At 64.7% G+C, this 24172-nt stretch carries 27 protein-coding genes; 19 read left to right on the top strand and 8 right to left on the bottom strand.

All coding sequences use genetic code 11. The features are described from left to right. Nucleotides 1-79 precede the first annotated feature (79 nt). From rho to FA740_RS01495, 6 genes are read left to right on the top strand one after another with little or no spacing between them, the layout of a single operon-like run. Entirely contained in the window at nt 80-1351 is a 1272-nt protein-coding gene (gene rho / locus FA740_RS01520; RefSeq protein WP_136855011.1) for a transcription termination factor Rho, read from the top strand. Between the two features lie 11 nt (nt 1352-1362). Next, nucleotides 1363-2625: a tRNA uridine-5-carboxymethylaminomethyl(34) synthesis GTPase MnmE gene (mnmE, locus tag FA740_RS01515; protein WP_136855010.1), complete on the top strand. Its 1263-nt coding sequence runs from the start codon at nt 1363-1365 to the stop codon at nt 2623-2625. Between the two features lie 12 nt (nt 2626-2637). After that, complete coding sequence (mnmG, locus tag FA740_RS01510) at nt 2638-4500, top strand: tRNA uridine-5-carboxymethylaminomethyl(34) synthesis enzyme MnmG (RefSeq protein ID WP_136855009.1); 1863 nt, start codon at nt 2638-2640, stop codon at nt 4498-4500. Continuing rightward, nucleotides 4497-5087: a 16S rRNA (guanine(527)-N(7))-methyltransferase RsmG gene (rsmG, locus tag FA740_RS01505; RefSeq protein WP_136855008.1), complete on the top strand. Its 591-nt coding sequence runs from the start codon at nt 4497-4499 to the stop codon at nt 5085-5087. The genes mnmG and rsmG overlap by 4 nt, the downstream gene beginning before the upstream one ends. Then, on the top strand, nt 5080-5865 hold the full coding sequence (locus tag FA740_RS01500) for a ParA family protein (protein WP_136855007.1): 786 nt from the start codon (nt 5080-5082) through the stop codon (nt 5863-5865). Before rsmG ends, FA740_RS01500 begins: the two co-directional genes overlap by 8 nt. Further along, the gene (locus FA740_RS01495; protein WP_136855038.1) at nt 5865-6755 is read left to right on the top strand and encodes a ParB/RepB/Spo0J family partition protein; all 891 of its coding nucleotides are present in this window, start codon (nt 5865-5867) and stop codon (nt 6753-6755) included. Before FA740_RS01500 ends, FA740_RS01495 begins: the two co-directional genes overlap by 1 nt. Nucleotides 6756-6796: 41 nt before the next feature. Here FA740_RS01495 and FA740_RS01490 read toward each other — a convergent pair whose 3' ends face one another. The 5 genes from FA740_RS01490 to rph are packed head-to-tail and all read right to left on the bottom strand — an operon-like array spanning nt 6797 to nt 10003. Further along, nucleotides 6797-7153, bottom strand: coding sequence for a YbaN family protein (locus FA740_RS01490; RefSeq protein ID WP_136855006.1), 357 nt, complete (start codon nt 7151-7153; stop codon nt 6797-6799). Between the two features lies 1 nt (nt 7154). Continuing rightward, nucleotides 7155-8321 (bottom strand): radical SAM family heme chaperone HemW, encoded by a 1167-nt coding sequence (gene hemW, locus FA740_RS01485; RefSeq protein WP_136855005.1) that lies wholly within the window; start codon nt 8319-8321, stop codon nt 7155-7157. After that, on the bottom strand, nt 8318-8692 hold the full coding sequence (locus tag FA740_RS01480) for a RidA family protein (RefSeq protein ID WP_136855004.1): 375 nt from the start codon (nt 8690-8692) through the stop codon (nt 8318-8320). Before FA740_RS01480 ends, hemW begins: the two co-directional genes overlap by 4 nt. Beyond that, nucleotides 8685-9293 (bottom strand): non-canonical purine NTP pyrophosphatase, encoded by a 609-nt coding sequence (locus FA740_RS01475; protein ID WP_136855003.1) that lies wholly within the window; start codon nt 9291-9293, stop codon nt 8685-8687. Before FA740_RS01475 ends, FA740_RS01480 begins: the two co-directional genes overlap by 8 nt. After that, nucleotides 9290-10003, bottom strand: coding sequence for a ribonuclease PH (gene rph / locus FA740_RS01470; protein WP_136855002.1), 714 nt, complete (start codon nt 10001-10003; stop codon nt 9290-9292). Before rph ends, FA740_RS01475 begins: the two co-directional genes overlap by 4 nt. A gap of 86 nt (nt 10004-10089) precedes the next feature. Between rph and hrcA the strand changes: the two genes are divergently transcribed. From hrcA to FA740_RS01415, 11 genes are all read left to right on the top strand, one after another. Beyond that, nucleotides 10090-11145 (top strand): heat-inducible transcriptional repressor HrcA, encoded by a 1056-nt coding sequence (gene hrcA / locus FA740_RS01465; RefSeq protein ID WP_136855001.1) that lies wholly within the window; start codon nt 10090-10092, stop codon nt 11143-11145. Nucleotides 11146-11151: 6 nt separating this feature from the next. Then, the gene (locus tag FA740_RS01460; RefSeq protein WP_136855000.1) at nt 11152-11682 is read left to right on the top strand and encodes a nucleotide exchange factor GrpE; all 531 of its coding nucleotides are present in this window, start codon (nt 11152-11154) and stop codon (nt 11680-11682) included. Nucleotides 11683-11794: 112 nt separating this feature from the next. Next, complete coding sequence (gene gfa / locus FA740_RS01455) at nt 11795-12379, top strand: S-(hydroxymethyl)glutathione synthase (RefSeq protein WP_136854999.1); 585 nt, start codon at nt 11795-11797, stop codon at nt 12377-12379. A gap of 95 nt (nt 12380-12474) precedes the next feature. Beyond that, on the top strand, nt 12475-13605 hold the full coding sequence (locus FA740_RS01450) for an S-(hydroxymethyl)glutathione dehydrogenase/class III alcohol dehydrogenase (RefSeq protein ID WP_136854998.1): 1131 nt from the start codon (nt 12475-12477) through the stop codon (nt 13603-13605). A gap of 82 nt (nt 13606-13687) precedes the next feature. Then, nucleotides 13688-14326: an ATP-dependent Clp protease proteolytic subunit gene (locus FA740_RS01445; protein WP_136854997.1), complete on the top strand. Its 639-nt coding sequence runs from the start codon at nt 13688-13690 to the stop codon at nt 14324-14326. Beyond that, nucleotides 14323-14844: a GNAT family N-acetyltransferase gene (locus FA740_RS01440; protein ID WP_136854996.1), complete on the top strand. Its 522-nt coding sequence runs from the start codon at nt 14323-14325 to the stop codon at nt 14842-14844. Before FA740_RS01445 ends, FA740_RS01440 begins: the two co-directional genes overlap by 4 nt. Continuing rightward, nucleotides 14834-15667: an S-formylglutathione hydrolase gene (gene fghA / locus FA740_RS01435; protein WP_136854995.1), complete on the top strand. Its 834-nt coding sequence runs from the start codon at nt 14834-14836 to the stop codon at nt 15665-15667. The genes FA740_RS01440 and fghA overlap by 11 nt, the downstream gene beginning before the upstream one ends. A gap of 170 nt (nt 15668-15837) precedes the next feature. Further along, the gene (locus FA740_RS01430; protein WP_136854994.1) at nt 15838-17640 is read left to right on the top strand and encodes a methanol/ethanol family PQQ-dependent dehydrogenase; all 1803 of its coding nucleotides are present in this window, start codon (nt 15838-15840) and stop codon (nt 17638-17640) included. 128 nt (nt 17641-17768) lie between these two features. After that, complete coding sequence (locus tag FA740_RS01425; RefSeq protein ID WP_136854993.1) at nt 17769-18314, top strand: c-type cytochrome, methanol metabolism-related; 546 nt, start codon at nt 17769-17771, stop codon at nt 18312-18314. Then, the gene (locus FA740_RS01420) at nt 18314-19129 is read left to right on the top strand and encodes a quinoprotein dehydrogenase-associated putative ABC transporter substrate-binding protein (RefSeq protein ID WP_136854992.1); all 816 of its coding nucleotides are present in this window, start codon (nt 18314-18316) and stop codon (nt 19127-19129) included. The genes FA740_RS01425 and FA740_RS01420 overlap by 1 nt, the downstream gene beginning before the upstream one ends. Continuing rightward, nucleotides 19126-19656: a PQQ-dependent catabolism-associated CXXCW motif protein gene (locus tag FA740_RS01415; RefSeq protein ID WP_211243622.1), complete on the top strand. Its 531-nt coding sequence runs from the start codon at nt 19126-19128 to the stop codon at nt 19654-19656. Before FA740_RS01420 ends, FA740_RS01415 begins: the two co-directional genes overlap by 4 nt. Here the strand turns inward: FA740_RS01415 and FA740_RS01410 are convergent. The 3 genes from FA740_RS01410 to FA740_RS01400 are packed head-to-tail and all read right to left on the bottom strand — an operon-like array spanning nt 19631 to nt 21626. Beyond that, the gene (locus FA740_RS01410) at nt 19631-20557 is read right to left on the bottom strand and encodes a YncE family protein (RefSeq protein WP_136854991.1); all 927 of its coding nucleotides are present in this window, start codon (nt 20555-20557) and stop codon (nt 19631-19633) included. The genes FA740_RS01415 and FA740_RS01410 overlap by 26 nt on opposite strands. Beyond that, nucleotides 20557-21114, bottom strand: a complete 558-nt coding sequence (locus tag FA740_RS01405) for an SRPBCC family protein (RefSeq protein WP_136854990.1) — start codon at nt 21112-21114, stop codon at nt 20557-20559. Before FA740_RS01405 ends, FA740_RS01410 begins: the two co-directional genes overlap by 1 nt. After that, the gene (locus FA740_RS01400) at nt 21111-21626 is read right to left on the bottom strand and encodes a DUF3280 domain-containing protein (protein ID WP_136854989.1); all 516 of its coding nucleotides are present in this window, start codon (nt 21624-21626) and stop codon (nt 21111-21113) included. Before FA740_RS01400 ends, FA740_RS01405 begins: the two co-directional genes overlap by 4 nt. Before the next feature lie 159 nt (nt 21627-21785). Between FA740_RS01400 and FA740_RS01395 the strand changes: the two genes are divergently transcribed. Together FA740_RS01395 and FA740_RS01390 are read left to right on the top strand one after the other, a co-directional pair. After that, nucleotides 21786-22985, top strand: coding sequence for an ABC transporter substrate-binding protein (locus FA740_RS01395; RefSeq protein ID WP_136854988.1), 1200 nt, complete (start codon nt 21786-21788; stop codon nt 22983-22985). Beyond that, complete coding sequence (locus FA740_RS01390) at nt 22982-23953, top strand: YVTN family beta-propeller repeat protein (RefSeq protein ID WP_136854987.1); 972 nt, start codon at nt 22982-22984, stop codon at nt 23951-23953. The genes FA740_RS01395 and FA740_RS01390 overlap by 4 nt, the downstream gene beginning before the upstream one ends. The last annotated feature ends 219 nt before the right edge of the window (nt 23954-24172 follow it).

Genomic DNA, 24172 nt, shown 5'->3' with positions numbered 1-24172 from the left:
CGGCCGTCCGGCACGGGATTCCCTGGAACACCCGTCTTCTCCGCTCCGATATGTCGCGCGGCCGAAAGTTTGCATCAGAATGACCGAAGAACGCCTGAATCTGTCCGACCTCAAGGCAAAGAGCCCTGCCGACCTGCTGTCGATGGCCGAGGAATGGGAGATCGAGAACGCCTCGACCATGCGCAAGGGCGAGATGATGTTCTCGATCCTCAAGGAGCATGCCGAGGAGGGGTGGGAAATCGGCGGTGGCGGCGTGCTGGAGGTCGTGCAGGACGGATTCGGGTTCCTGCGCTCGACCGAAGCGAACTATCTGCCCGGTCCCGATGACATCTATGTCAGCCCCGACATGATCCGGCAGCACTCGCTGCGCACGGGCGACACGGTTGACGGCGTGATCCGCGCGCCGGGCGACAACGAACGCTATTTCGCGATGACCAAGGTCGAGACGATCAACTTTGAGGATCCCGAAAAGGCGCGTCACAAGGTGGCCTTCGACAACCTGACGCCGCTTTATCCCGATGAGCGGCTGAAGATGGAGATCGAGGACCCGACCTTGAAGGATCGCAGTGCCCGGATCATCGACCTTGTTGCACCGATCGGCAAGGGCCAGCGGTCGCTGATCGTGGCGCCCCCGCGGACCGGCAAGACGGTCTTGCTGCAGAATATCGCGCATTCGATCGAGAAGAATCACCCCGAATGCTATCTGATCGTGCTGCTGATCGACGAACGCCCCGAGGAAGTCACCGACATGCAGCGCAGCGTGCGCGGCGAGGTGGTGTCGTCGACCTTTGACGAACCGGCCAGCCGGCACGTCGCCGTGTCGGAGATGGTGATCGAGAAGGCCAAGCGCCTGGTCGAGCATAAACGAGATGTTGTGATCCTTTTGGACTCGATCACAAGACTTGGCCGGGCCTTCAACACTGTTGTGCCCAGCTCGGGCAAGGTGCTGACCGGTGGTGTCGATGCGAATGCCCTGCAGCGCCCGAAGCGCTTCTTTGGCGCGGCGCGCAACATCGAGGAGGGCGGCAGCCTGACCATCATCGCCACCGCGCTGATCGATACGGGATCGCGCATGGATGAGGTGATCTTCGAGGAGTTCAAGGGAACGGGCAACAGCGAGATCGTGCTGGACCGCAAGGTCGCCGACAAGCGCGTCTTCCCGGCGATGGACATCCTCAAGTCCGGAACGCGCAAGGAAGAGCTGCTGGTCGACAGCAAGGACCTGCAGAAGACCTATCTGCTGCGGCGCATCTTGAACCCGATGGGGACGACGGATGCCGTCGAGTTCCTGATCTCCAAGATGAAGCAGACCAAGAGCAATGCCGAGTTCTTCGACTCGATGAACGCCTAAACGGGGCAGCGATGGACCTGATCTTTGCAGAGGCCACCCCGCCCGGGCGGGGGGGCGTTTCCGTGATCCGGCTGAGCGGTGATCGTGCCCGGGCCGTGGCGGAAACGCTGGTCGGGTCGATGCCGCTGTCGCGCCACGCCTATTTCCGCGCGGTCACGCATGACGGTGAACCGATCGATCAGGCGCTGGCAATGTGGTTCGCGGCGGGTGCAAGCTTTACGGGTGAGGAGGTCGCGGAACTGCACCTTCACGGGGCGCCCGTGGTCGTCCGCAGGGTGGGTGCCGCGCTTCTGGACCTGGGGGCACGTCCGGCCGATGCTGGAGAGTTCACCCGGCGGGCGTTCCTGCACGGTCGGATGGATTTGGCCGAGGTCGAGGGCCTGGGCGATCTTCTGGTTGCGGAAACGGAGTCGCAACGAAAGTTGGCCCTGAGGGCGGCTGGCGGTGAATTGGCCCGAAAGCTGACGGGCTGGCGCGACATGCTGATCGAGGCCGGGGCACTGGTTGAGGTCAGCGTCGATTTTGCGGATGAAGATGTTCCCGACGAGGTGCCTGCTCGGGTTTTCGACCTGGTGGCGACATTGCGTCAGGCATTGCAGCAGGAATTGGACGGGTTTCGCGCCGCAGAGCGTGTGCGTGCCGGCTTTGACATCGCGATCATCGGGCCGCCGAATGCAGGAAAATCTAGTTTTTTAAACAGGTTAGCCAAAAGAGATGTGGCCATCGTGTCCGACCGTGCCGGCACGACGCGAGATGTCATTGAACTAAGATACGACCTGGAAGGTTTGGCAGTGACCTTTCTGGATACGGCAGGTCTGAGGGAATCGGGCGATGATATCGAGCAGATCGGTATCGAAAGGGCGTTTTCCCGCGCGCGGGCAGCCGACATGAGGATTCATCTGTCACGGGACGGTTCGCGGGTCGATGAGCTGTGGGTGCCTGGCGATCTTGTCGTGCAGAGCCACGCCGACCTTAGTGCCTCTGCGCCGCTGGCGATTTCTGCCGTTACAGGGCAGGGGATCGGCGCAGTCTTGACGCAAATCTTTGAGACGCTTGGCTCGAAGGTCTCTGATGCCGGATTGATCAGTCACGAGCGGCAACGTTTGGAGGTCATATCGGCCTTGGCCGCGTTGGAGGGCGCTGATTCTCTGCCTGCTGAACTGTTGGCGGAATCGCTGCGCCGTGCCAACATCGCTTTGGATCGCTTACTTGGACGAATCGATCCTGATGACTATCTGGATAAAATATTTTCGTCCTTCTGCATCGGGAAATAGGGAGTGTTTCACGTGAAACATTACGACGTCGCAGTGATTGGCGGGGGGCATGCCGGATTGGAGGCTGCCACATCAGCCGCCAGGATGGGCGCTGCTGTTATCCTGCTGACGATGCGCAAGGAAGACATAGGAACGCTTTCATGCAATCCGGCGATCGGAGGGCTGGGAAAAGGGCACCTGGTTCGTGAAGTTGACGCCATGGACGGCGTCATGGCACGTATCGCCGACCGAGCCGGGATACAATTCCGGCTGTTGAACCGACGCAAGGGCCCGGCTGTTCAAGGGCCGCGTGCGCAGATGGACCGGGATCTCTACCGCAAAGCGGCTTGGGAGCTTATCAGCACTTATCCTGGCTTGGATCTCGCCTTCGGCGAGGTTGAAGATTTGCTTGGCACCGATCAGAGGGTGACAGGTGTCCGTCTTGCGGATGGACGTGAAGTCCAAGCGAAGACCGTTGTACTGACGACGGGCACGTTCCTGCGGGGAACAATTCATATCGGTGATGAGTGCCGACAAGCCGGTCGGTGGGGCGACGGCGCCGCACACAAGCTGAGCGACAGCATGGAGCGGTTTGGCCTGACGATGGGTCGGTTGAAGACCGGCACGCCGCCGCGGATCGATACCAACTCGATAGATTGGGCCTGCCTCGAGGTTCAGCCTGGCGACGCTGAGCCCGTGATGTTCTCATATTTGAATGACGCACCCGAGGCACCTCAGATCAGCTGTGCCATAACCCATACGAATGCGACGACACATCGGATTATTCGGGAGAATCTTGGTAAATCCGCACTTTACCAGGGCAATATCACCGGGGCCGGGCCGCGATATTGCCCGTCGATCGAGGATAAGGTCGTCCGATTTGCCGATAAGGAGTCCCACCAGATTTTCCTGGAGCCGGAAGGCTTAGAAAGCAGCACGGTCTATCCGAACGGTATCTCGACGTCACTGCCCGAGGATGTCCAGCTGGACTATGTGCGCTCAATCCGCGGTCTAGAGAATGCGCGGATCACTCAGCCCGGCTACGCGGTCGAATATGACTATGTCGACCCGCGGTCTCTGGACGCCTCGCTGGAGGCTCGGTCAGTCGAAGGTTTGTTTCTGGCCGGTCAGATCAATGGCACGACGGGATATGAAGAGGCGGCTGCGCAAGGGCTGGTTGCAGGCGTGAATGCTGCATTGATCGCCCGTGGCGCCGAGCCCATGCATTTCAGCAGGTCGGACAGCTATATTGGTGTCATGATCGATGATCTAATCTCCAAAGGTGTTTCCGAACCCTATCGGATGTTCACCTCCAGGGCAGAGTTTCGTCTGTCCCTCAGGGCGGATAACGCAGATCAACGACTGACGCGTATGGCTATCCGGATTGGCTGCGCAGGTCCCGAGCGGATAGAGGCATTCACTCGCCGCCAGGATGCGTATGAGGCGGCGCGGGAAACCTGCGAGTCAATCCGGCTGTCACCGACGCAGCTCGAGCGGATGGGTATTCATGTTCGTCAGGACGGGCAATCTCGGTCCGTGTTCTCTCTTCTGGGTCAATCTGACATCGACGCAGACATGCTGGTCGCCGCGTTGCCCAAGTTGTCGGAGATTTCCAAGACGTCTCTGGAGCAGATCAAGAACGACGCACTTTATAGCCAGTATACTGACCGACAGCATCGCGACGCCGAGTCGCTAAAGGCCAACGCGCAGATGCGTTTGGATCCCAACCTCAACTACGAATCCCTTGGAGGACTTTCGTCGGAACTGTCGCGAAAGCTGCAGGAGCGACGTCCGGCGAACCTTGCAGAAGCATCTCGGATTGAAGGAATGACTCCCGCTGCCTTGACGCTTCTGATCGCCGCGTCCCGCTCCGTCATTCGAAGTTGCGCCGGATGAATGTTTCACGTGAAACAGAGCAGCGGCTGGCGACGTATGCCGCGATGGTCGAAAAGTGGAATCCCCGTATCAATCTTGTATCCGCATCAACCGTTTCCTCACTGAGGTTGAGGCATATCGACGATTGCGTACAGATTATCGATCACTCTGGCCCGGTGAGTGGGCTATGGGTCGACCTCGGCAGCGGTGGGGGCTTTCCCGGCATCGTCGTCGCAATCCTGGCGGCTGACTGGGACCTGCATGTCACACTTGTTGAAAGCGATCAGAGAAAATCAGCCTTCCTACGCGCTGTTCTGAGAGAGACGGGCCTGAGCAGAGCATCGGTGATTTCGGACCGCATCGAGTCCGTGCCGCCTCTGAATGCCGATCATCTCTCTGCTCGCGCTTTGGCTCCGCTGGCGACGCTTCTGCCGCATGTGGCGCGCCATATGCGGCCAGATGGGCAGGCTTGGTTGATGAAAGGTCAGGCATGGCGCCAGGAATGTGAGGCAGCCAAAGACGATTGGCGATTTGATCTTCGTGCCATTTCCAGTAGAACGGACCCCGAAGCGGCAATCCTGAACATCACCGGAGTCTCGCATGCCTGAACAACATATTGTGGCCATCGCGAACCAAAAAGGGGGGGTGGGGAAGACGACTACGGCTGTCAATCTCGGCGCGGCTCTGGCCGAGGCGGGACATTCCGTCATCCTGATCGACCTCGACCCGCAAGGGAATGCATCGACCGGTCTGGGCATCACTGCCGACCAAAGACGCCATACGGTTTATGAGCTGTTGACTGGCGAGATCGAGCTGTCCTCCGCCGCTGTCGAGACCGATGTCACCAATCTCCGGGTTGTTCCATCGACCTCCGACCTTGCCTCGGCGGATGTGGATCTCTCCCAGACTGCGGATCGCACGCGCCTTCTGGAACGTCAGCTGGCGTCTGCGTCCCCCGGAACCATCGTTCTGATCGATTGCCCTCCGGCTTTGGGACTGTTGACCGTGAATGCCATGGTCGCCGCATCCAGTGTTCTGGTACCGCTGCAGGCGGAATTTTATGCGCTCGAAGGGTTGTCCCAACTGCTGGGGACGGTCAAACAGGTCCGTCAGGGTGCCAATCCCCGCCTCAGGATCAACGGGATCCTTCTGACCATGTCCGATTATCGCAACAACCTCTCTCAGCAGGTTGAAGCGGACGCGCGCGAAACTTTGGGTGATCTGGTCTATCCGACCGTCATTCCGCGGAACGTTCGCGTGTCCGAGGCGCCTTCCCATGCGCAGCCCGTCCTTGCATACGACCCACAGTCCAAAGGCAGTGTCGCCTATCGTCAGTTCGCGACCGAGTTCATGGCTCGCCTCAACCTCATCCCGGAGATTGCATGATGTCAGACGCCAAGACCGCCAAGAGGGGCCTCGGTCGTGGACTCTCCGCCTTGATGGCGGACATGGATCTTGGAGATGCGCCCTCCAGTGCTGCGCGTGACAAGACGGTGCTGCCGATCGAGCAGATCACCGCCAACCCTGATCAGCCCCGGCGCAGCTTTGATCCAGAGGCATTGCAAGAGTTGGCCGCGTCGCTGAAGCAGCGCGGGGTTCTGCAACCGCTGATCGTCCGCCCGCATCCGCGCGATCACGGCCTGTACCAGATCGTCGCTGGTGAGCGCCGGTGGCGCGCCGCGCAGATGGCGCAGTTGCACGAGATGCCCGTGATCATTCGCGACATGTCCGATACCGAAGTCCTGGAAGTCGCGATCATCGAGAACATTCAGCGCGCTGATCTGAACGCCATCGAAGAGGCGGCGTCCTTTCGTCAGCTGATGGACCGTTTCGGCCACACGCAGGAGCGTCTGGCCGAGGCCTTGAACAAAAGCCGTAGTCATATTGCAAACCTGCTGCGCCTGCTAAGCCTTCCCGATTCCGTCCAGGAGATGGTCAAGGACGGCAAGATCAGCGCAGGCCATGCCCGCGCCCTGATCACCGCGCCCGATGCGGCACAATTGGCGCGGAAGGTGGCGGAGAAGGGACTTTCGGTCCGCGATACCGAGGATATGGTCCGCAAGCTGGCCCAATCACCCGATGCCAAACCGCGCAAATCGCCCCGCAGTTCCGAAAAGGATGCCGACACGCGGGCGTTGGAGGGTGATTTGTCGGCTCATCTCAAGATGAAGGTCGAGATCGCGCATGCCGGCATGGATGGTGGACAGCTGGTCATCACCTACAAGAATCTGGACCAGCTTGATCACCTCTGCCAGCTTCTAGGTGGGAATGAGTAACAACATGTGGTGTCCTTCCTGAAGAAAGTCACCACATTTGCTTAAACTTCTGGTCGCCGGATCAGGAAAATCGCGACAAGGCCGCAGATTCCGGCCTGGCTTGCGACGACCCAGATCGGCATCCCCACCCACCATGACAGGACTACGCCAGACGTCATCGCGCTGATCGCCCATACCTTGGCCAAGCGCCCGACCACGCCCCTATCCCGCCAGGCCCGGACCGGGGGGCCATAGGTCGGGTGGTTCATGATCCGCTGTTCCAGCACTGGTGACGACCGCGCAAAAGCCCATGCGGCGACCAGCAGGAAGGGCACCGTCGGCATGACGGGCAGGGCCACCCCGATGATGCCCAGCACGGTGAACAACCACCCAACCGCCAGCCAGACCCTGCGCCGCATCTCAGCGTGCCAATTCGCGCAGAATGGCGTTCAGAACCGGCCGGCCCGCAGCCGTCGCACGCAGACGATCGCCCTCATGGCGCACCATGCCAAGCGATTCCAGCGATGCGATGGCAGCCGCATCCAGCGGCTCTCCGGCCAGCGCGGCATAGCGGGTGGTGTCCAGGCCCTCGGCCAGCCGCATGCCCATCAGCAGATATTCCGTCGCCTGTTCACCTGAGGGGATGAACTCGCGCGGCAGTTCGCCCGTTCCCCGACCCTCGACGGCATCCAGCCAGGCGCCTGGCGCACGATGCGCCTCGGTGGCGGTACGCCCGGCGGGCAGGGTCAGGCGGCCATGCGCACCCGGGCCCACGGCAGCCCAGTCACCCTGACGCCAGTAGACCAGGTTGTGACGGCTTTCCGCCCCACTCCGGGCGTGGTTCGAGATCTCATAGCAGCCCATTCCGGCCGCCTCGCAGATCTCCTGCGTGTCGAAATACATGTCGGCCGACAGATCGTCATCGGGCAGATCGCGCAGCAGTCCCGCATCGGCCCGGGCGCCAAAGGCGGTCCCCGGTTCGATGGTCAGCTGGTACAGCGACAGGTGATCGGCGGCCATGGCCAGCGCCTCGCGCAGCTCTTGCCGCCAGGCGTCCCGCCGCTGGCCTTGGCGGGCATAGATCAGGTCGAAACTGATGCGTCCAAAGACGTCGCGGGCCACGTCGAACGCGGCCCGCGCCTCGGCCACGGAATGCATTCGGCCAAGACGGCGCAGATCGGCATCGTTCAACGCCTGGATGCCCATCGACAGGCGGTTCACGCCCGCATCGGCGAAGCCCTGGAACCGGCCCTTTTCGACGCTGGTCGGGTTCGCCTCCAGCGAAATCTCGATATCGTTGGTGAAACCCCAGCCCGCGCGCGCTGCGGTGATGACGGCATCAACCGTGTCCGGCTCCATCAGCGATGGCGTGCCGCCGCCGAAAAAGATGCTGCCCAGGTGCCGCCCCGGCGTCTCAGCGGCCAGCCGCGTGATCTCGGCCGACAGGGCGGTCGCCCACCGCGTCTGGTCGACCCGTGCCACGACATGGCTGTTGAAATCGCAATAGGGACATTTGGCTGCACAAAACGGCCAATGGACATAGAGGCCAAACCCGCCCGCGCGCCAGTCTTCACCCGCCTCGGTCATCCCCGGAACGCCGTGACTTCGATCTCGACCTGCATTTCAGGGCGGATCAGGCCCGCGACGATCATGGTCGCCGCCGGGCGGATCTGCCCAAGCGCCTCGGAGAGGGCAGGGGCGATCCGCTCGACCAAGGCCGCATCGGTGATGGTGTATTGCACGCGGACGATGTCACCCGGCGCAAATCCCGCTTCTGCCAGCACCGAAAAGATGGTGGCAAAGCAGTTGCGGGCCTGCTGGCACGGATCGTCGGGCATGGTCATGTCCGCATAATCATAGCCGGTCACGCCCGACACAAAGCACCAGTCGCCCTTGATCACGGCTCGGCTATAGGCCAGCCGCGCCTCGAAGGGCGATCCGGTGGAGAGCCTATACAAAGCAGGCCTCGATCATCTGCGCCACGGCGCGGGCGCGATGGCTGAGGCTGTTCTTCATCTCGGCCGACATCTCGCCAAGCGTGACCTGATGCCCGTCCGGCTGAAAGATCGGGTCATAGCCGTGACCTTCGGCCCCGCGTGGGGGCCAGACGACCTGACCGGGCAGCACACCCTCGAACAGCGCCTCGTGGCCGTCGGGCCACATCAGGATCAGCGTGCAGCGGAACTGCGCCGCATGCGGGGCAGGGGTGCCCGTCGCCTGCACCTCGGTCCAGGTCCGCTGCATCGCCATCGCGAAATCGCGGCCCTGGCCGGTCTCGGCCCAATCGGCGGTATAGACGCCCGGCGCGCCGCCCAGGGCATCGACCGAGATGCCGCTGTCATCGGCCAGCACGGGCAGGCCGGTCGCCTGCATCGCGGCGCGCGCCTTGATGCGGGCGTTGCCGGCAAAGCTGTCCTCGGTCTCGGCGGGCTCGGTCAGGCCCATCTGGGCCGCGCCCACCACCTCGACCCCGTAGGAGGCCAGCAGGGCGCGCATCTCGTCCAGCTTGCCCGCGTTATGGGTCGCGACCAGCAGACGCTTTTCGGTAAAGGCCCTCACGCGATCGCAGCCTTCTGGGCTGCGACCAGATCGGCCATCCCGGCCTCGGCCAGGTCCAGCAGGCGGCCCATCTCGTCGCGCGAGAATGTCGCGCCCTCGGCGGACATCTGCACCTCGATCAGGCGGCCCGCGCCGGTCAGCACGAAGTTGCCGTCGGTCCCGGCCTCGCTGTCCTCGGCATAGTCCAGGTCCAGCAGCGGCTGGCCCGCATAGATGCCGCAGCTGACCGCCGCGACGTGGTCCAAGATCGGGTCGCTGGTGATCGCGCCCGCCTTCAGCAGCTTGTTCACCGCCAGCCGCAGCGCGACCCAGCCCCCGGTGATCGACGCGCAGCGCGTGCCGCCATCGGCTTGGATCACGTCGCAATCGATGCTGATCTGACGCTCTCCCAACGCGCTGCGGTCGATGCCCGCGCGCAGGCTGCGGCCGATAAGCCGCTGGATTTCCTGCGTGCGGCCCGATTGCTTGCCCTGCGCGGCCTCGCGGCGGTTGCGCGTGTTGGTCGCGCGTGGCAGCATGCCGTATTCGGCCGTGACCCATCCCAGACCGGTGCCCTTCAGGAAACGCGGCGGGCTGTCCTCGATGGTGGCGGTGCACAGGACATGCGTGTCGCCGCACTTGATCAGGCAGGAGCCCTCGGCATGGCGCATCACCCCGGTTTCAATTGAAATCGGACGCATTTGGGCTAGATTCCGGCCGGACGGGCGCATGACTGTTCCTTTTCGTGAATATCCCCTGCCCATAGCGCCCGGGGCCCCCCTCACGCAACCCCAACAGGGGTCACAAGACAGAGCTGATGACCCAGGAATCGCTGCTGAACGAGATGAACGACCGCTCCCGCGAGGTGTTTCGCCGGGTGGTCGAATCCTATCTGGAAACCGGAGAGCCGGTGGGCTCGCGCACGCTGACCCGCGCGCTGTCGGAAAAGGTCAGCGCCGCGACGATCCGCAACGTGATGCAGGACCTTGAGTTCATGGGGCTTCTGGACAGCCCGCATGCCTCGGCCGGGCGGATGCCCTCGCAGATGGGCCTGCGCCTGTTCGTGGACGGCATGATGGAGATCGACGCCGTCAACTCGACCGACCGCGCGGCCATCGACCAGACGCTTGGCAATGACGACCCCGAAACCGGGGTGCTGCTGGACCGGGTCAGCACCGCGCTGTCGTCGATCACCCGGGGCGCCTCGCTGGTCCTGATGCCCAAGCACGAGGCGCCGATCCGCCATATCGAATTCGTCAGCCTGGGGCCGGACCGGGCGCTGGTGGTGCTGGTCTTTGCCGACGGGCATGTGGAGAACCGCATCTTTACCCCGCCGCCGGGCCAGACCCCGTCCTCGATGCGCGAGGCCGGGAATTTCCTCAACGCCATGGCCGAGGGCAAGACCTTGGCCGAGCTGCGCGGCCATCTGTCCCAGCAGATCAATGCGCGGCGGCGCGAGCTGGACGTGCTGGCGGCCGAGCTGGTGGAATCGGGCATCGCGCTGTGGGGGGCCGAGGCCGCCGATCCGCGCCTGATCGTGCGGGGCCGCGCGAACCTGTTGGACAGCGAGGCCGCCGATCTGAACCGCATCCGCATCCTGTTCGACGATCTGGAGCGCAAGCGCGACATCGTCGAATTCCTGGAGCTGACCGAGCGCGGGGAGGGGGTGCGCATCTTCATCGGGTCGGAAAACACGCTTTTTTCACTTTCGGGTTCCGCTCTGGTCGTTTCACCCTATATGAATGCCGACCGGAAAATTGTAGGCGCGGTGGGTGTCATCGGGCCGACCCGGCTGAATTACGGCCGGATCGTGCCGATCGTCGATTATACCGCGCAACTGGTCGGGCGGGTGCTGTCCGGCCGGAAAGGATGAAGTGAAATGACCGAGCAGAACGAACAGCCCATGGACGAGTTTCTGGACGACCCGCTGGCCGATCCCGATGACGCCCTGGCGCGCCTGACCGCCGAGCGCGACGAGATGCGCGACAAGTGGATGCGCGCCCTGGCCGATGCCGAGAACTCGCGCAAGCGGGCCGACAAGGACCGCCGCGACGCCGAGAATTACGGCGGATCGCGTCTGGCGCGCGACCTGCTGCCGGTGCATGACGCCCTGACCCGCGCGCTGGACGCCGCGGGCGAGGAGCAGCGTACCGCCGCCGCCGCCCTGATCGAGGGGGTCGAGCTGACCCTGCGCGAGCTGTCCAACGTCTTCACCAAGCACGGCATCACCATCATCCGCCCCGAGCCGGGCGACAAGTTCGACCCCACCCATCACGAGGCCATGTTCGAGGCCCCGGTCCCCGGCACCGTCGCGGGCCACATCATCCAGGTGATGGATAACGGCTTCATGCTGCATGACCGCCTGCTGCGCCCGGCCAAGGTCGGCGTGTCGTCCACGCCCGCCAGCTAAAGGGCCCCGCGGCCCGGCCACGCGGCCGGGCTGCTACCACCTTCCGCTGACTTGCCGATCATTCCCGATGGCGCGACGCTTGGTCACATCCGGTCAGCCAGAGGAGGGGATGATGACCAGCACTGAAGGTGTCCATATCCACCCTGCCGTCGATCACGGCATCGCGAAAGGCAGTCCGGGATTCTCGGGCGGCGTGCTGTCCTGTCATTGTGCCACGAATCCGGTCCGCGTCCGGGTCGGCGCACAGACCGCCCATAACCACGTCTGCGGCTGCACGAAATGCTGGAAGCCCGATGACGCGGTGTTCAGCCAGATCGCGGTCGTGTCCCGCGATGCGGTCGAGGTGCTGGAGGGCGCCGACAAGCTGGAGGTGGTCGATGCCTCTGCCGCCATCCAGCGACATCGCTGCCGCGACTGCGGCGTTCACATGTATGGCCGGATCGAAAACAAGGACCATCCGTTCTATGGCCTCGATTTCGTGCATACCGAACTGTCCGGCGATGCGGGCTGGTCGGCGCCCGAATTCGCGGCCTTTGTCAGCTCGGTCATCGAATCGGGGGTCGATCCGTCGCGGATGGACGGCATCCGGTCGCGCCTGCGCGAGCTTGGGCTGGACCCCTATGATGCGCTGTCCCCACCGCTGATGGACGCGATCGCGACCCATGTCGCCAAACGTGCGGGCGCGCTGCCTGCTTGACGGCATGCGCGTGCCGCTGGAAGAACCGCCAAGGGGCCGCACCGTCGGCCCCTTCGCCCTGACCGATACGCCCAAGAGGGAACAGGAGAATATTCATGAGAACCCGTGCCGCCGTGGCCCTCGAGGCCGGCAAACCGCTGGAAGTGATGGAGGTCAATCTGGAAGGCCCCAAGGCCGGCGAGGTCATGATCGAGATCAAGGCCACCGGCATCTGCCACACCGACGAATTCACCCGCTCGGGCGACGACCCGGAGGGCATCTTTCCCGCCATCCTGGGCCATGAGGGCGCGGGCGTCGTGGTCGAGGTCGGCGAGGGCGTCACCTCCCTGAAGGTCGGCGACCACGTGATCCCGCTCTATACCCCCGAATGCCGCGAATGCGCGTCCTGCCTGTCGGGCAAGACGAACCTGTGCACCAGGATCCGCGCAACCCAAGGCAAGGGCCTGATGCCCGACGGCACGACCCGATTTTCCATGCTGGATGGCACCCCGATCTATCACTACATGGGCTGCTCGACCTTCGCGAACCACACGGTGCTGCCGGAAATCGCGGTCGCCAAGGTCCGCGACGACGCGCCCTTCGACAAGATCTGCTATATCGGCTGCGGCGTCACCACCGGCATCGGTGCGGTCATCAACACCGCCAAGGTCGAGATCGGTGCCAAGGCCGTCGTCTTCGGTCTGGGCGGCATCGGGCTGAACGTGATCCAGGGCCTGAGGCTGGCCGGCGCGGACATGATCATCGGCGTCGATCTGAACAACGACAAGAAAGAGATGGCCGAACGTTTCGGCATGACGCATTTCGTCAACCCCAAGGAAATCGACGGCGGCATCGTCCAGCACATCGTCGAGATGACCAAGACCCCGTTCGATCAGATCGGCGGCGCCGATTACAGCTTTGACGCCACCGGCAGCACCAAGGTGATGCGCGACGCGTTGGAATGCACGCACCGGGGCTGGGGCGTGTCGGTCATCATCGGCGTGGCGGCCGCGGGTGCGGAAATCAGCACCCGTCCGTTCCAGCTGGTCACCGGCCGCGTCTGGAAGGGCACGGCCTTTGGCGGCGCGCGGGGCCGGACCGATGTCCCCAAGATCGTCGACTGGTACATGGACGGCAAGATCGAGATCGACCCGATGATCACCCACACGATGCCGCTGGACGACATCAACAAGGGGTTCGACCTGATGCATAACGGCGAATCCATTCGCTCGGTCGTCCTTTACTGATCCTTCATGGCTGCTTAGGTAAAAGAACGGCGGGGCCCGCGCGCCCCGCCGTCGCCATAAGAATGAACGAAGGAGCAGGCCCATGCGCCACCAGTGGCTGGACGACGACGACGATCACGAGGAAGACGACGACCGCCAGCCCAAGGGCGACAAGGATGGCGGCCTGGGCCTGCCCGAGGGCGACAAGATCGGCAAGCTGTACTTCAAGTCGCGCACGGTCATCGTGGCGGGCGCCATCAACGACAAGCTGGCGCAGCGCACCGTGGCCCACCTGCTGGCCCTGGCCGAGGAAAGCGACAAGCCGATCAACATGCTGATCTCGTCCCCCGGCGGGCATGTGGAATCGGGCGACATGATCCATGACGTGATCAAGTTCATCCGCCCCACCGTGCGCACCATCGGCTCGGGCTGGGTGGCCTCTGCCGGCGCGCTGATCTTTGTCGCGGCGAAAAAGGAAAACCGCTACTGCCTGCCCAACACGCGGTTCCTGATCCACCAGCCCTCGGGCGGGATCGGCGGCACGTCGTCGGACATGATGATCCAGGCGGAACAGGTGCGCCTGATGCGCGACCGCCTGAACCAGATCTTTGCCGAGGCGACCGGCCAGTCCATCGAGCGCATCGAAAAGGACACGCAGCGCGACTTCTGGCTGAACACCAAGGAGGCGCTGGATTACGGCCTGCTGGGCCAGATCATCCGCACCGTGGACGACCTGAAATGAGCGGGTCTGGCGGGGTGGCGATCCGCCCCGCCAGACCGGACGACCACGACGCCATCTGGGACATCCTGCGCCCCGTCTATCGCGCGGGAGAGACCTATTGCATGCCCCGCGACGTCGACCGGGACGAGGCGATCCGCGACTGGTTCGCAGCCCCCTTTTCCGCCTTCGTGGCGGTCGCGGACGGGCGCATTCTGGGCACCAGCCATGTCGGCGCGAACCGTCCGGCGGGCGGGTCGCATGTCGCCAACGCCTCGTTCGCCACCCATCCCGATGCCCGCGGCCGGGGCGTGGCGCGTGCGTTGGTCGATCACGCGAAATCCTGGGCTGCGGGACAGGGCTTCCGCGCGATGCAGTTCAATTTCGTCGTGTCCACCAATGCCGATGCCGTCCATTTGTGGCAGAAGGCCGGGTTTGAGGTTGTGGGCCGCCTGCCGGGCGCGTTTCTTCATCCCCAGTACGGGCCGGTCGATGCGCTGGTCATGTTCCACACCCTGAAGGGAGACACCGATGAGCCTTGAGACACTGTCCGAAACCCGCAGCTTTGGCGGCACCCAGGGCGTCTATCGCCACGCATCGCAGGCGACCGGCACCGACATGACCTTTGCGGTCTACCTGCCCGAACTGGCGCTGCACGGGCGCGTGCCGGTGCTGTGGTACCTGTCGGGCCTGACCTGCAACCACGAGAACGCGATGACCAAGGCCGCCGCCCAGCAATGGTGCGACGAGGCCGGCCTCGCCATCATCTTTCCCGACACCTCGCCCCGCGGCGAGGGCGTGGCCAATGACGAGGCCTATGACCTGGGCCAGGGGGCGGGCTTTTACGTCAATGCCACCCAGGACCCGTGGAAGCCGCATTTCCGCATGTGGGATTACATCACCGCCGAACTGCCCGAGCTGGTCGCGGATAACTTTGCCATCGACGCCGACGCCATGGGCATCACCGGCCATTCGATGGGCGGGCATGGCGCGCTGACAATCGCGATGACCCATCCCGACCGCTACAAATCGGTCTCGGCCTTCTCGCCCATCGCCAATCCGACGGAATCGGACTGGGGCCGCAAGCAGTTCACCGCCTATCTGGGCGAGGATCGGGACAGCTGGCGCGCCCATGACGCGACGCTGCTGATGACCGAACGCGGCTATCCCGGAGAGGTGCTGATCGACCAAGGCGCCAACGATCAGTTCCTGGACCTGCTGCGTCCCGAATCGTTGGCGCATGCGATGATGGCACGCCGCCAGCCCGGTCAGTTCCGCATGCATCCGGGCTACGACCACAGCTACTTCTTCGTGCAGAGCTTCATGGCCGACCATGTGTTCTGGCACGCCGAACAGCTGGTCTGAACCGATTGCCGAACATTCCCGTCACCCCTGCCGTTTTCCCATAAGACTTTAGGGGCAAAGGGCAGGGGCCGCGATTGACGCAAGGGGGTGCCCGACCAACTACTTGGACATGGACTGCCGCGGGAGGAGGAAACCTGCGGCGCTGCATCCAGGGAGCGGAGGAGCACTCTATGAAAAATCTCTTGAACAGCGCGGCGATCGCGCTGCTGATGACGGGCGTATCGGCCTATGCCAACGAAAGCGTCCTGACCGAGACGGGCAATTCGGCGCAATGGGCGATCCAGACCGGCGACTATGCCAACCAACGTTATTCCGAACTGGACCAGATCAACCGCGACAACGTCGGCGACCTGCGCGTCGCCTGGACCTTTTCGACCGGCGTGCTGCGCGGCCATGAGGGTGGTCCGCTGGTGGTCGACAACGTCATGTATGTCCACACGCCGTTCCCCAACAATATCTTTGCGCTGGACCTGAACGACAACGGCAAGATCCTGTGGCGCCACACCCCCCAGCAGGACCCCGAGGTCATCGCGGTCATGTGCTGTGACACCGTCTATCGCGGCCCAGCCTATGCGGACGGCATGATCATCAGCCACCAGGCCGACACCACGCTGCTGGCGCTGGACGCCAAGACCGGCGAAGTGAAATGGTCGGTCCAGACCGGCGATCCGGCCATTGGAGAGACCAACACCGCGACCGTGATGCCCGTGGGCGACAAGGTCCTGGTAGGCGTGTCGGGCGGCGAATACGGCGTGCGCGGCCGCATCACCGCCTATAACCTGGCGGACGGCACCGAGGCGTGGAAGGCCTATTCCACCGGCCCCGACGACGAGATGCTGGTCAACCCCGAGACCACCATGCATCTGGGCCAGCCGGTCGGCGCGGACAGCTCTCTGAACAGCTGGGAAGGCGATCAGTGGAAGATCGGCGGCGGTTCGACCTGGGGCTGGTTCAGCTATGACCCGGACCTGAACCTGGTCTATTACGGCACCGGCAACCCCTCGACCTGGAACCCCAGCCAGCGTCCGGGCGACAACCGCTGGTCCATGACGATCATGGCCCGCGATGCCGATACTGGAGAGGCCAAGTGGTTCTATCAGAAGACGCCCCATGACGAATGGGACTATGACGGCGTCAACGAGAACATCCTGGTCGACAAGGAAATCGACGGCCAGATGCGCAAGCTGCTGGTGAACTTCGACCGCAACGGTTTCGCCTATACGCTGGACCGCGAGACCGGAGAGCTGCTGGTCGCCGAAAAGTTCGACCCGGCGGTGAACTGGGCCACCGAAGTCGACATGAACCCCGATTCGGACACCTATGGCCGTCCGATGGTCGTGGCCGAATACTCGACCGCCCAGAACGGCGAGGATGTGAACACCACCGGCGTCTGCCCGGCGGCCCTGGGAACCAAGGACCAGCAGCCGGCGTCCTATTCGCCCAAGACCGGCCTGTTCTACGTCCCGACCAACCACGTCTGCATGGACTATGAGCCGTTCCGCGTGGCCTATACTGCGGGCCAGCCGTATGTCGGCGCGACCCTGTCGATGTATCCGGCCCCCGACAGCCATGGCGGCATGGGCAACTTCATCGCCTGGGACGCCGTCGCGGGTGAGATCAAGTGGTCCCTGCCCGAGCAGTTCTCGGTCTGGTCTGGCGCTCTGGCGACCGCGGGCGACGTGGTCTTCTACGGCACGCTGGAGGGCTTTCTGAAGGCCGTCGATGCCGAGACCGGAGAGGAGCTGTACAGCTTCAAGACGCCGTCGGGCATCATCGGCAACACGATGACCTACGAGCATGACGGCAAGCAGTACATCGCCGTTCTGTCGGGTGTCGGCGGATGGGCCGGAATCGGTCTGGCGGCCGGTCTGACCAACCCCAATGACGGTCTGGGCGCCGTGGGCGGCTATGCCGCGCTGAGCGACTATACCGAACTGGGCGGTCAGCTGACCGTGTTCGAACTGCCGAACTGAGACCGGCAGCCGGGCCGCCTCATACTTTGGGCCCGGATACGCAAGCGTGACCTTTGATGGCGCCGCCCCAGCATTAGACTGGGGCGGAACCGTCTGAGGAGACAGACGACTTTGGGAGGACTTCCGACATGAAAGCCATCACCAGCCTCACGGCGCTGGTCCTGGGTGCGTCCCTGGCCGGCATGGCCCTGGCGCAGACTGAAACGGCCCCCGAGGCTGCCGAGGGTGACATGGTCCTGGCGAACGGCCAGGACATGACCCCCGTCGAGGAGATGGACGGCCGCTGGCGCAATGCCGAGGGCATCCCGACCTTCAACGTCGAGGACGGCGTGGTCGATTTCGCGACCTTCAACGGGTTCCGTCGCTATCACGCGGAATGCCATGTCTGCCACGGCCCCGATGGCGAAGGGTCGACCTATGCGCCGGCGCTGAAGAATTCCGTGCTGCGGATGGACTATTATGACTTCATGCAGGTTGTGGCCTCGGGCAAACAGGGCACGAACTCGGTCATGCCGGCCTTTGGCACCAACAAGAACGTCTGGTGCTATATCGACGACATCTATGTCTATCTGCTGGCGCATGGCACCGACACGATCGGGCGCGGACGCCCCGCCGAACGGGCCGACAAATCCGAGGATTACACGGCGCAGGAAGATTCCTGCATGTCCAGCTGATGCGGCGCTGCATCGGCGTCCTGGGGCTGATCGCGGGGATGCTGGCCAGCCCCGTGACGGCGCAGGTCGCCGACCTACGCTCGACCACGCAGTTCCGGGTCTGCGCGGACCCGGCCAACGCGCCCATGTCGGACCGCGACGGCACCGGCTTTGAGAACCGTCTGGCGGAGTTCGTGGGCCAGACGCTGGGCCTGCCCGTCACCTACAGCTGGTTTCCCTCGGGCATGGGCTTTATCCAGCGGACCCTGCGGATGGGGACCTGCGACGTGGTGATCGGCTATGCCCAGGGCGATGAGCTGGTCCAGAACACCAATCATTACTACACCTCGGTCTATGGCATCGTGACGCGCCGCGACGGTCCCCTGGCGCAGGTGGACCGGCTGACCGACCCGGCGCTCAAGGATCACGGCATCGGCGTGGTCGCGGGCACGCCGCCCGCCACGCATCTGGCCCGGGCGGGGCTGGCCCCCAACATGCGCGGCGTCGATCTGTTCGTCGACCGCCGGGTCGAGGACCCGATGGGCGATCTGCTGGAGGGTGTCCGCAGCGGAGAGATGGGCGCCGCGGTCATGTGGGGCCCGCTGGCCGGGCCGCGCGTCAAGGACGACCCCGACCTGCAGTTCACGCCGCTGCTGCACGAAGAGGCCAATCCGCGCCTGTTCTATCGCATCACCATGGGCGTGCGCATGGAGGAGCAGGAATGGAAGCGCGAGCTGAACAGCCTGATCCGCCGCAACCAGGATGCCATCAACGACATCCTGCACGAGGCCGGGGTGCCGCTGGTCGACGATTACGGCAAGGCGCTGTTGCCATGATCCGTGCGGCGGTCCTGGCGCTGTTGCTGGCACCCGCCGCCTGGGCACAGACGGTGCCCGAGCCCGACACCTATCGCGGAGAGCCCTATCGCGCGCCGGTCCCCGCGACCCTGACCGGCGCGCAGGTCATCGGCATCGACGAGGCCGTGGCCCTGCACGAGGCGGGCGCGGCCTTCGTGGACGCGATGCCGCGCAAGGCCCGCCCCGAGGGTCTGCCCGAAGGCACCCTGTGGAACGAGCCCCCGCACCAGACCATCCCCGGCGCGCTGTGGCTGTGGAACACCGGCTATCAGGCGCTGGCCCCGGCCGAGGAGGCGCGGCTGCGCGACGGCCTGACCCGTGCCCAACAGGACGATCCCGACCGCCCGCTGGTGATCTTTTGCCGCGCCGATTGCTGGATGAGCTGGAACGCCGCGCGCCGCGCCGTCGAATGGGGGTTCGACCCGGTGCTGTGGTTCCCCGGCGGCACCGATGCCTGGGAACAGGCCGGCCGGCCGCTGGTCATCGCGGACCCTGTCGCCCCGTAAAGCTGCCAAAGGCGCGGGGGCCGGGGGGCATCGCGATGCGATGCGTAACCTCCAGCGTCAGGGCGTCCAGAACGACCAGGCTGTCCGAATCCCAATTGGCGACCGCCACGCCGCTGCCGTCGGGCAGGGGGGCGATGCCTTCTGGATAGTCGCCGATGGGCACGGTGGCCAGAACCGCCAGCGTTGCGGCATCAAAGACCGTGACCGTGCCGTCATACTGATCGGTGACAAAGCCCCGACCGGCGGCAAAACCCACCGCATAGGGGTGGCTGCCCGTCGGCACCTGCCCGACCAGACGTCCGGCCACGGGGTCGATGACCGATACCAGGTCGCCCTGCACATCCGCCGTGAACAGGCGCCCGCCATGAAAGGTGATGCCAAAGGGATGCGCGCCCGCCGTCGCCACCCGGTGCAGGCGCGCCCCGCTGGCGGCGTCAAAGATGCTGACCGCATCCGCATCGCGATCGGCGGTCGCGACCAGCAGGCCATCGGCGCTGACCGCGACGCCCGCCGGGGCCGCGCCCGTCGGCACGGCCCAGACCGGTTGCAGCGACGCGTCCAGCCGGGTCAGCCGCGCGTCGTACCAATGCGTCACGAACACCGCCCCATCGCCCACCGCCAGCCCAAAGGCCCCGGCGCCCAGATCGACATGGTTCAGGGGGCGGGCGGCCTCGTCCAGGACATGCAGGCGCCCGGTATCGGCGGCGATGACATAGGCGCGGCCGGTGGCCGGGTCATAGGCGACCGGTGCGGGCGCGCCGGGAATGTCGGCCTGCGCCAGGATCTCCCCCCGACCCAGATCCACCACCGTCACCGCATTGCCGTTCTGGGATGTCACGAAAGCCAGATCCCCGGCCATGACCGGGGACCCCATCAGCACCAGCAGCAGGGCGCGCAGCACTATTCGGCGCGGCCGAACCGCTCGGCCAGCGCGTCCAGCCCGGCCTGATAGACGCCCTCGACCGCGGCGATGGCGGCATCGTCGTTCAGCTCGGCCGGGGGATCATTGTTGGGAAAGCCGCGATAGAACCCGCCGCGCCACAGCACTTCGGCCTTGCCGTCCTTGTCGCTGACCTGCAGCGTCGAGGAATAGTTGGTGACCGGCAGCACCGCCGTGTCGACCTGGGTGATCATGTAGCGGTACTGCATCTTGTCATTGTCGATGCCCATCAGCTGTTCGGTGATGGTGGCGTCGCCGTCGCCCGCCAGGGTCAGCACACGGGTCGATTCGTCGGCGACATCCGCGGGCGCGCCCTCGGGGACCATCGCGGTCTGGGCCACCACCGGGTGCCAGCTCATGTCGTCGAACCGGCCGATCACCTCCCAGACCTCGGCGGGGGTGGCGTCCAGCATCACCGTCTGTTCGGTCTTCAGCCGCGACGGGCCATGCGCCCCCGCCACCGTCGTCATGGCCAGAACCGCACCAAGCGCACCGGCCAAAAGCGTCGTCGTCCTCATTCCTTCCGTTCCTCCCGAAAGATCACATTTCTCAGCAGATAGCTGTAGCCGCGCCGGAACGCGTCATCGGTATTGCCCCGGATCTCGACCGATCCGGCACGCAGGGTGCGGCCCGTCTCCGCGTCGCGGATGTGCAGGTTCACCGACTGGATCAGGTTCGACACCTTCTGGACCTCGCCCGCGATGACATAGTCGGTGCCCATCTCGCGGGCGATGCGGGCATCGGCCCCGTTCGAATGCACGGGGTTCAGGATCGCAGCCACCGCCTCGGGGGGCGGGGCGGTCAGATCAAAGCCCCGCGCGGCCAGATCCTCGGCGATATAGGCCTCGGTCATGGTGATGCGGTCGGTCTCATCCGCGCGGATGCCGTTGATCGCGCCCTCGGTCGAGGTGTCGATGTAATGGATGCCGAACCAGGTCGCGGTGCCGGGCGGCGGTGCGCCCTGTGCCAGGGCGGTCGCGGGGGCCAGCAGGGCCAGCAGCAGGGTCGATATCGGTCCGGTTCGGGTCATGATCCGACCATGCGCCCGACCATGCCGGGCGTCTATCAGACAAAAGCCGTAGCCGCCTCAGACCTTGGGTTGAGGGAAAACTTCCCGCTTTCGGCGGGAACAATAACCGGGTTGCCGCAGGCCGAATCCCCGCCCACCATGACCCCAGGGAGAGAGAAAATGCTCAAGGGAATCATAGGACTTTTGGCGGGTGCCGCGGCACTGGCCCAGCCCGCTGCGGCCCAGTCCCCCGATCCGGTGCTGATCCGCGCCGCCGTTCTGCGGGTTGACGATCCGGGCCTGCCGCCGATCTCGCGGCTGGATCTGCCGCCCGCCGATCTGGGGTTCGCGGGCGCCCGCCTGGCGATCGAGGACAACGACACGACCGGCCGCTTCATGGGCCAGGATTTCGAGGCCGAGGAGGTCACGGCCACCCCCGACACCGCCGAGGCCGAGCTGGCCCGGCTGCTGGATGACGGGATCGAGTTCGTGGTGCTGCTGGCCGATGACGCCACGACGCTGGCCCTGGCCGATCAGGCGGGGGATCGGGCGATGGTCTTCAACGCGATGGCGCGGGGCGACAACCTGCGCGGGGCCGATTGCCGGTTCAACACGATCCATGTCGCGCCAAGCCGGGCGATGCTGGCCGACGGTCTGGCCCAGTTCCTGATGTGGAAGAACTGGCCGCGCTGGTTCCTGATCCACGGCAGCCACCCGCAGGACCAGGCCATGGCCGATGCCTATCGCACGGCCGCCGCCAAGTTCGGCGCCCGCATCGTCGAGGAACGCGAATTCGAGGATACCGGCGGCGCCCGGCGCACCGACAGCGGCCATGTGCAGGTCCAAGCGCAGATGCCGGTATTCACCCAACGCGCGGCCGAGCATGACATCGTCATCACCGCCGACGAGGCCGACGTCTTTGCCGCCCATCTGCCCTATCTGACCTGGGACCCGCGCCCGGTGGCCGGGTCGGCGGGCCTGGTGCCGCGCAGCTGGCATCCGGCGATGGAGGCCTGGGGCGGCACCCAGTTCCAGAACCGCTTCGAGCGCCTGGCCGCGCGTCCCATCCGCGAGGCCGACTATCAGACCTGGCTGTCGCTGCGCATCGTCGGAGAGGCCGCGACCCGCACGAATTCCGGCGATCCGGAGACGCTCAAGGCCTTCATCCTGTCCGACGATTTCGACGTCGCGGGCTTCAAGGGGCAGGCGCTGACGGTCCGCGACTGGGACCACCAGGTGCGCCAGCCGATCCTGCTGACCACGGGGGTTCTGACAACTTCCGTCAGCCCGCAGGACCAGTATCTGCACCAGACCAGCCAGTTGGACACGCTGGGCATCGACCGCCCCGAAACCCAATGCCAATTTCCGGAGACGCCATGAGACATCTGCTTTCCGCCACCGCCGGTCTGGCCCTGATGCTGGCATCGGGCCCCGCCATGGCCAACCGCGTCTTTGTCAGCAACGAGCGCAGCAACGACATCACCGTCCTGGACGGCGAGACCTTCGAGGTGATCGGCACCTATCCCGCCGGGAACCGCCCGCGCGGCATCACCATCAGCCCGGACGGGACCGAGCTGTATGTCTGTGCCTCCGACGACGATCTGGTGCGCGTCTTCGATCCGAACACCATGGAGGAGCTGCACACCCTGCCCTCGGGGCCGGACCCCGAGCTGTTCGTGCTGCACCCGTCGGGCAACCCCCTCTATATCGCGAACGAGGATGACAACATCGTCACCGTGGTCGACGTCAAGACCCGCCAGGTCCTGGCCGAGATTCCGGTCGGGGTGGAGCCCGAGGGCATGGGAGTCAGCCCGGACGGGCGCGTGGTGATCAACACCTCGGAAACCACCAACATGGCGCATTTCATCGACACCGAGACGTATCAGATCACCGCCAACGTGCTGGTCGACAGCCGCCCCCGCTTTGCCCAGTTTACCGCCGACGGGTCCAAGCTGTACGTGACCTCCGAGATCGGCGGCACGGTCAGCGTCATCGACCCCGAGACGCAGCAGATCACCAAAAAGATCAGTTTCGAGATTCCGGGCGTCCTGCCCGAGGCGATCCAGCCGGTCGGCGCGCGCGTCACCTCGGATGGCAAGAAACTGTATGTCGCACTGGGTCCGGCCAATCGCATCGCGGTGGTGGATGCGGAAACCGACGAGGTGATCGATTATCTGCTGGTCGGGCAGCGGGTCTGGCAGCTGGCCTTCAACCCCGATGAGACGCGGCTCTACACCACCAACGGCAATTCGAACGACGTCTCGATCATCGATGTCGAGACAGACGAGGTGCTGCGCTCGGTCCAGGTCGGCCAGCAGCCTTGGGGCGTCGTCGTGGCGCCGAACTGATATCAATACCGGAGGAGACAACCCATGAGCACCATTTCCAGACTGATGGCCGGGGCAGCCCTTGCCCTTGTCATGGCCGCGCCCGTCCACGCCCAGGATGCCGAGGCTCCGGCAGGCGATGCGGTCGTCGGCGAAGAGGCGGCACCGGGCACGCAATCGGGCGAGGCGACCGATCAGACCAACGACCCGGCGGCGGCCGATACCGATGATGATGACGAC

This window comes from Paracoccus hibiscisoli, from assembly GCF_005048265.1.
Taxonomy (GTDB): Bacteria; Pseudomonadota; Alphaproteobacteria; order Rhodobacterales; family Rhodobacteraceae; genus Paracoccus; species Paracoccus hibiscisoli.
This window is presented reverse-complemented; position numbering and strand designations above follow the sequence as displayed.

What these genes read in the sequence shown, in the direction of transcription:
- mnmE (WP_136855010.1), top strand. Translation starts at nt 1,363, where the DNA reads ATGGACCTGATCTTTGCAGAGGCCACCCCGCCCGGGCGGGGGGGCGTT.
- FA740_RS01500 (WP_136855007.1), top strand. Translation starts at nt 5,080, where the DNA reads ATGCCTGAACAACATATTGTGGCCATCGCGAACCAAAAAGGGGGGGTG.
- FA740_RS01395 (WP_136854988.1), top strand. Translation starts at nt 21,786, where the DNA reads ATGCTCAAGGGAATCATAGGACTTTTGGCGGGTGCCGCGGCACTGGCC.
- gfa (WP_136854999.1), top strand. Translation starts at nt 11,795, where the DNA reads ATGACCAGCACTGAAGGTGTCCATATCCACCCTGCCGTCGATCACGGC.
- FA740_RS01450 (WP_136854998.1), top strand. Translation starts at nt 12,475, where the DNA reads ATGAGAACCCGTGCCGCCGTGGCCCTCGAGGCCGGCAAACCGCTGGAA.
- FA740_RS01400 (WP_136854989.1), bottom strand. Translation starts at nt 21,626, where the DNA reads ATGACCCGAACCGGACCGATATCGACCCTGCTGCTGGCCCTGCTGGCC.
- hemW (WP_136855005.1), bottom strand. Translation starts at nt 8,321, where the DNA reads ATGACCGAGGCGGGTGAAGACTGGCGCGCGGGCGGGTTTGGCCTCTAT.
- FA740_RS01420 (WP_136854992.1), top strand. Translation starts at nt 18,314, where the DNA reads ATGCGGCGCTGCATCGGCGTCCTGGGGCTGATCGCGGGGATGCTGGCC.
- FA740_RS01430 (WP_136854994.1), top strand. Translation starts at nt 15,838, where the DNA reads ATGAAAAATCTCTTGAACAGCGCGGCGATCGCGCTGCTGATGACGGGC.
- FA740_RS01440 (WP_136854996.1), top strand. Translation starts at nt 14,323, where the DNA reads ATGAGCGGGTCTGGCGGGGTGGCGATCCGCCCCGCCAGACCGGACGAC.
- FA740_RS01490 (WP_136855006.1), bottom strand. Translation starts at nt 7,153, where the DNA reads ATGCGGCGCAGGGTCTGGCTGGCGGTTGGGTGGTTGTTCACCGTGCTG.
- FA740_RS01405 (WP_136854990.1), bottom strand. Translation starts at nt 21,114, where the DNA reads ATGAGGACGACGACGCTTTTGGCCGGTGCGCTTGGTGCGGTTCTGGCC.
- FA740_RS01445 (WP_136854997.1), top strand. Translation starts at nt 13,688, where the DNA reads ATGCGCCACCAGTGGCTGGACGACGACGACGATCACGAGGAAGACGAC.
- hrcA (WP_136855001.1), top strand. Translation starts at nt 10,090, where the DNA reads ATGACCCAGGAATCGCTGCTGAACGAGATGAACGACCGCTCCCGCGAG.
- rho (WP_136855011.1), top strand. Translation starts at nt 80, where the DNA reads ATGACCGAAGAACGCCTGAATCTGTCCGACCTCAAGGCAAAGAGCCCT.
- FA740_RS01415 (WP_211243622.1), top strand. Translation starts at nt 19,126, where the DNA reads ATGATCCGTGCGGCGGTCCTGGCGCTGTTGCTGGCACCCGCCGCCTGG.
- fghA (WP_136854995.1), top strand. Translation starts at nt 14,834, where the DNA reads ATGAGCCTTGAGACACTGTCCGAAACCCGCAGCTTTGGCGGCACCCAG.
- FA740_RS01495 (WP_136855038.1), top strand. Translation starts at nt 5,865, where the DNA reads ATGTCAGACGCCAAGACCGCCAAGAGGGGCCTCGGTCGTGGACTCTCC.
- FA740_RS01390 (WP_136854987.1), top strand. Translation starts at nt 22,982, where the DNA reads ATGAGACATCTGCTTTCCGCCACCGCCGGTCTGGCCCTGATGCTGGCA.
- rph (WP_136855002.1), bottom strand. Translation starts at nt 10,003, where the DNA reads ATGCGCCCGTCCGGCCGGAATCTAGCCCAAATGCGTCCGATTTCAATT.
- FA740_RS01460 (WP_136855000.1), top strand. Translation starts at nt 11,152, where the DNA reads ATGACCGAGCAGAACGAACAGCCCATGGACGAGTTTCTGGACGACCCG.
- rsmG (WP_136855008.1), top strand. Translation starts at nt 4,497, where the DNA reads ATGAATGTTTCACGTGAAACAGAGCAGCGGCTGGCGACGTATGCCGCG.
- FA740_RS01425 (WP_136854993.1), top strand. Translation starts at nt 17,769, where the DNA reads ATGAAAGCCATCACCAGCCTCACGGCGCTGGTCCTGGGTGCGTCCCTG.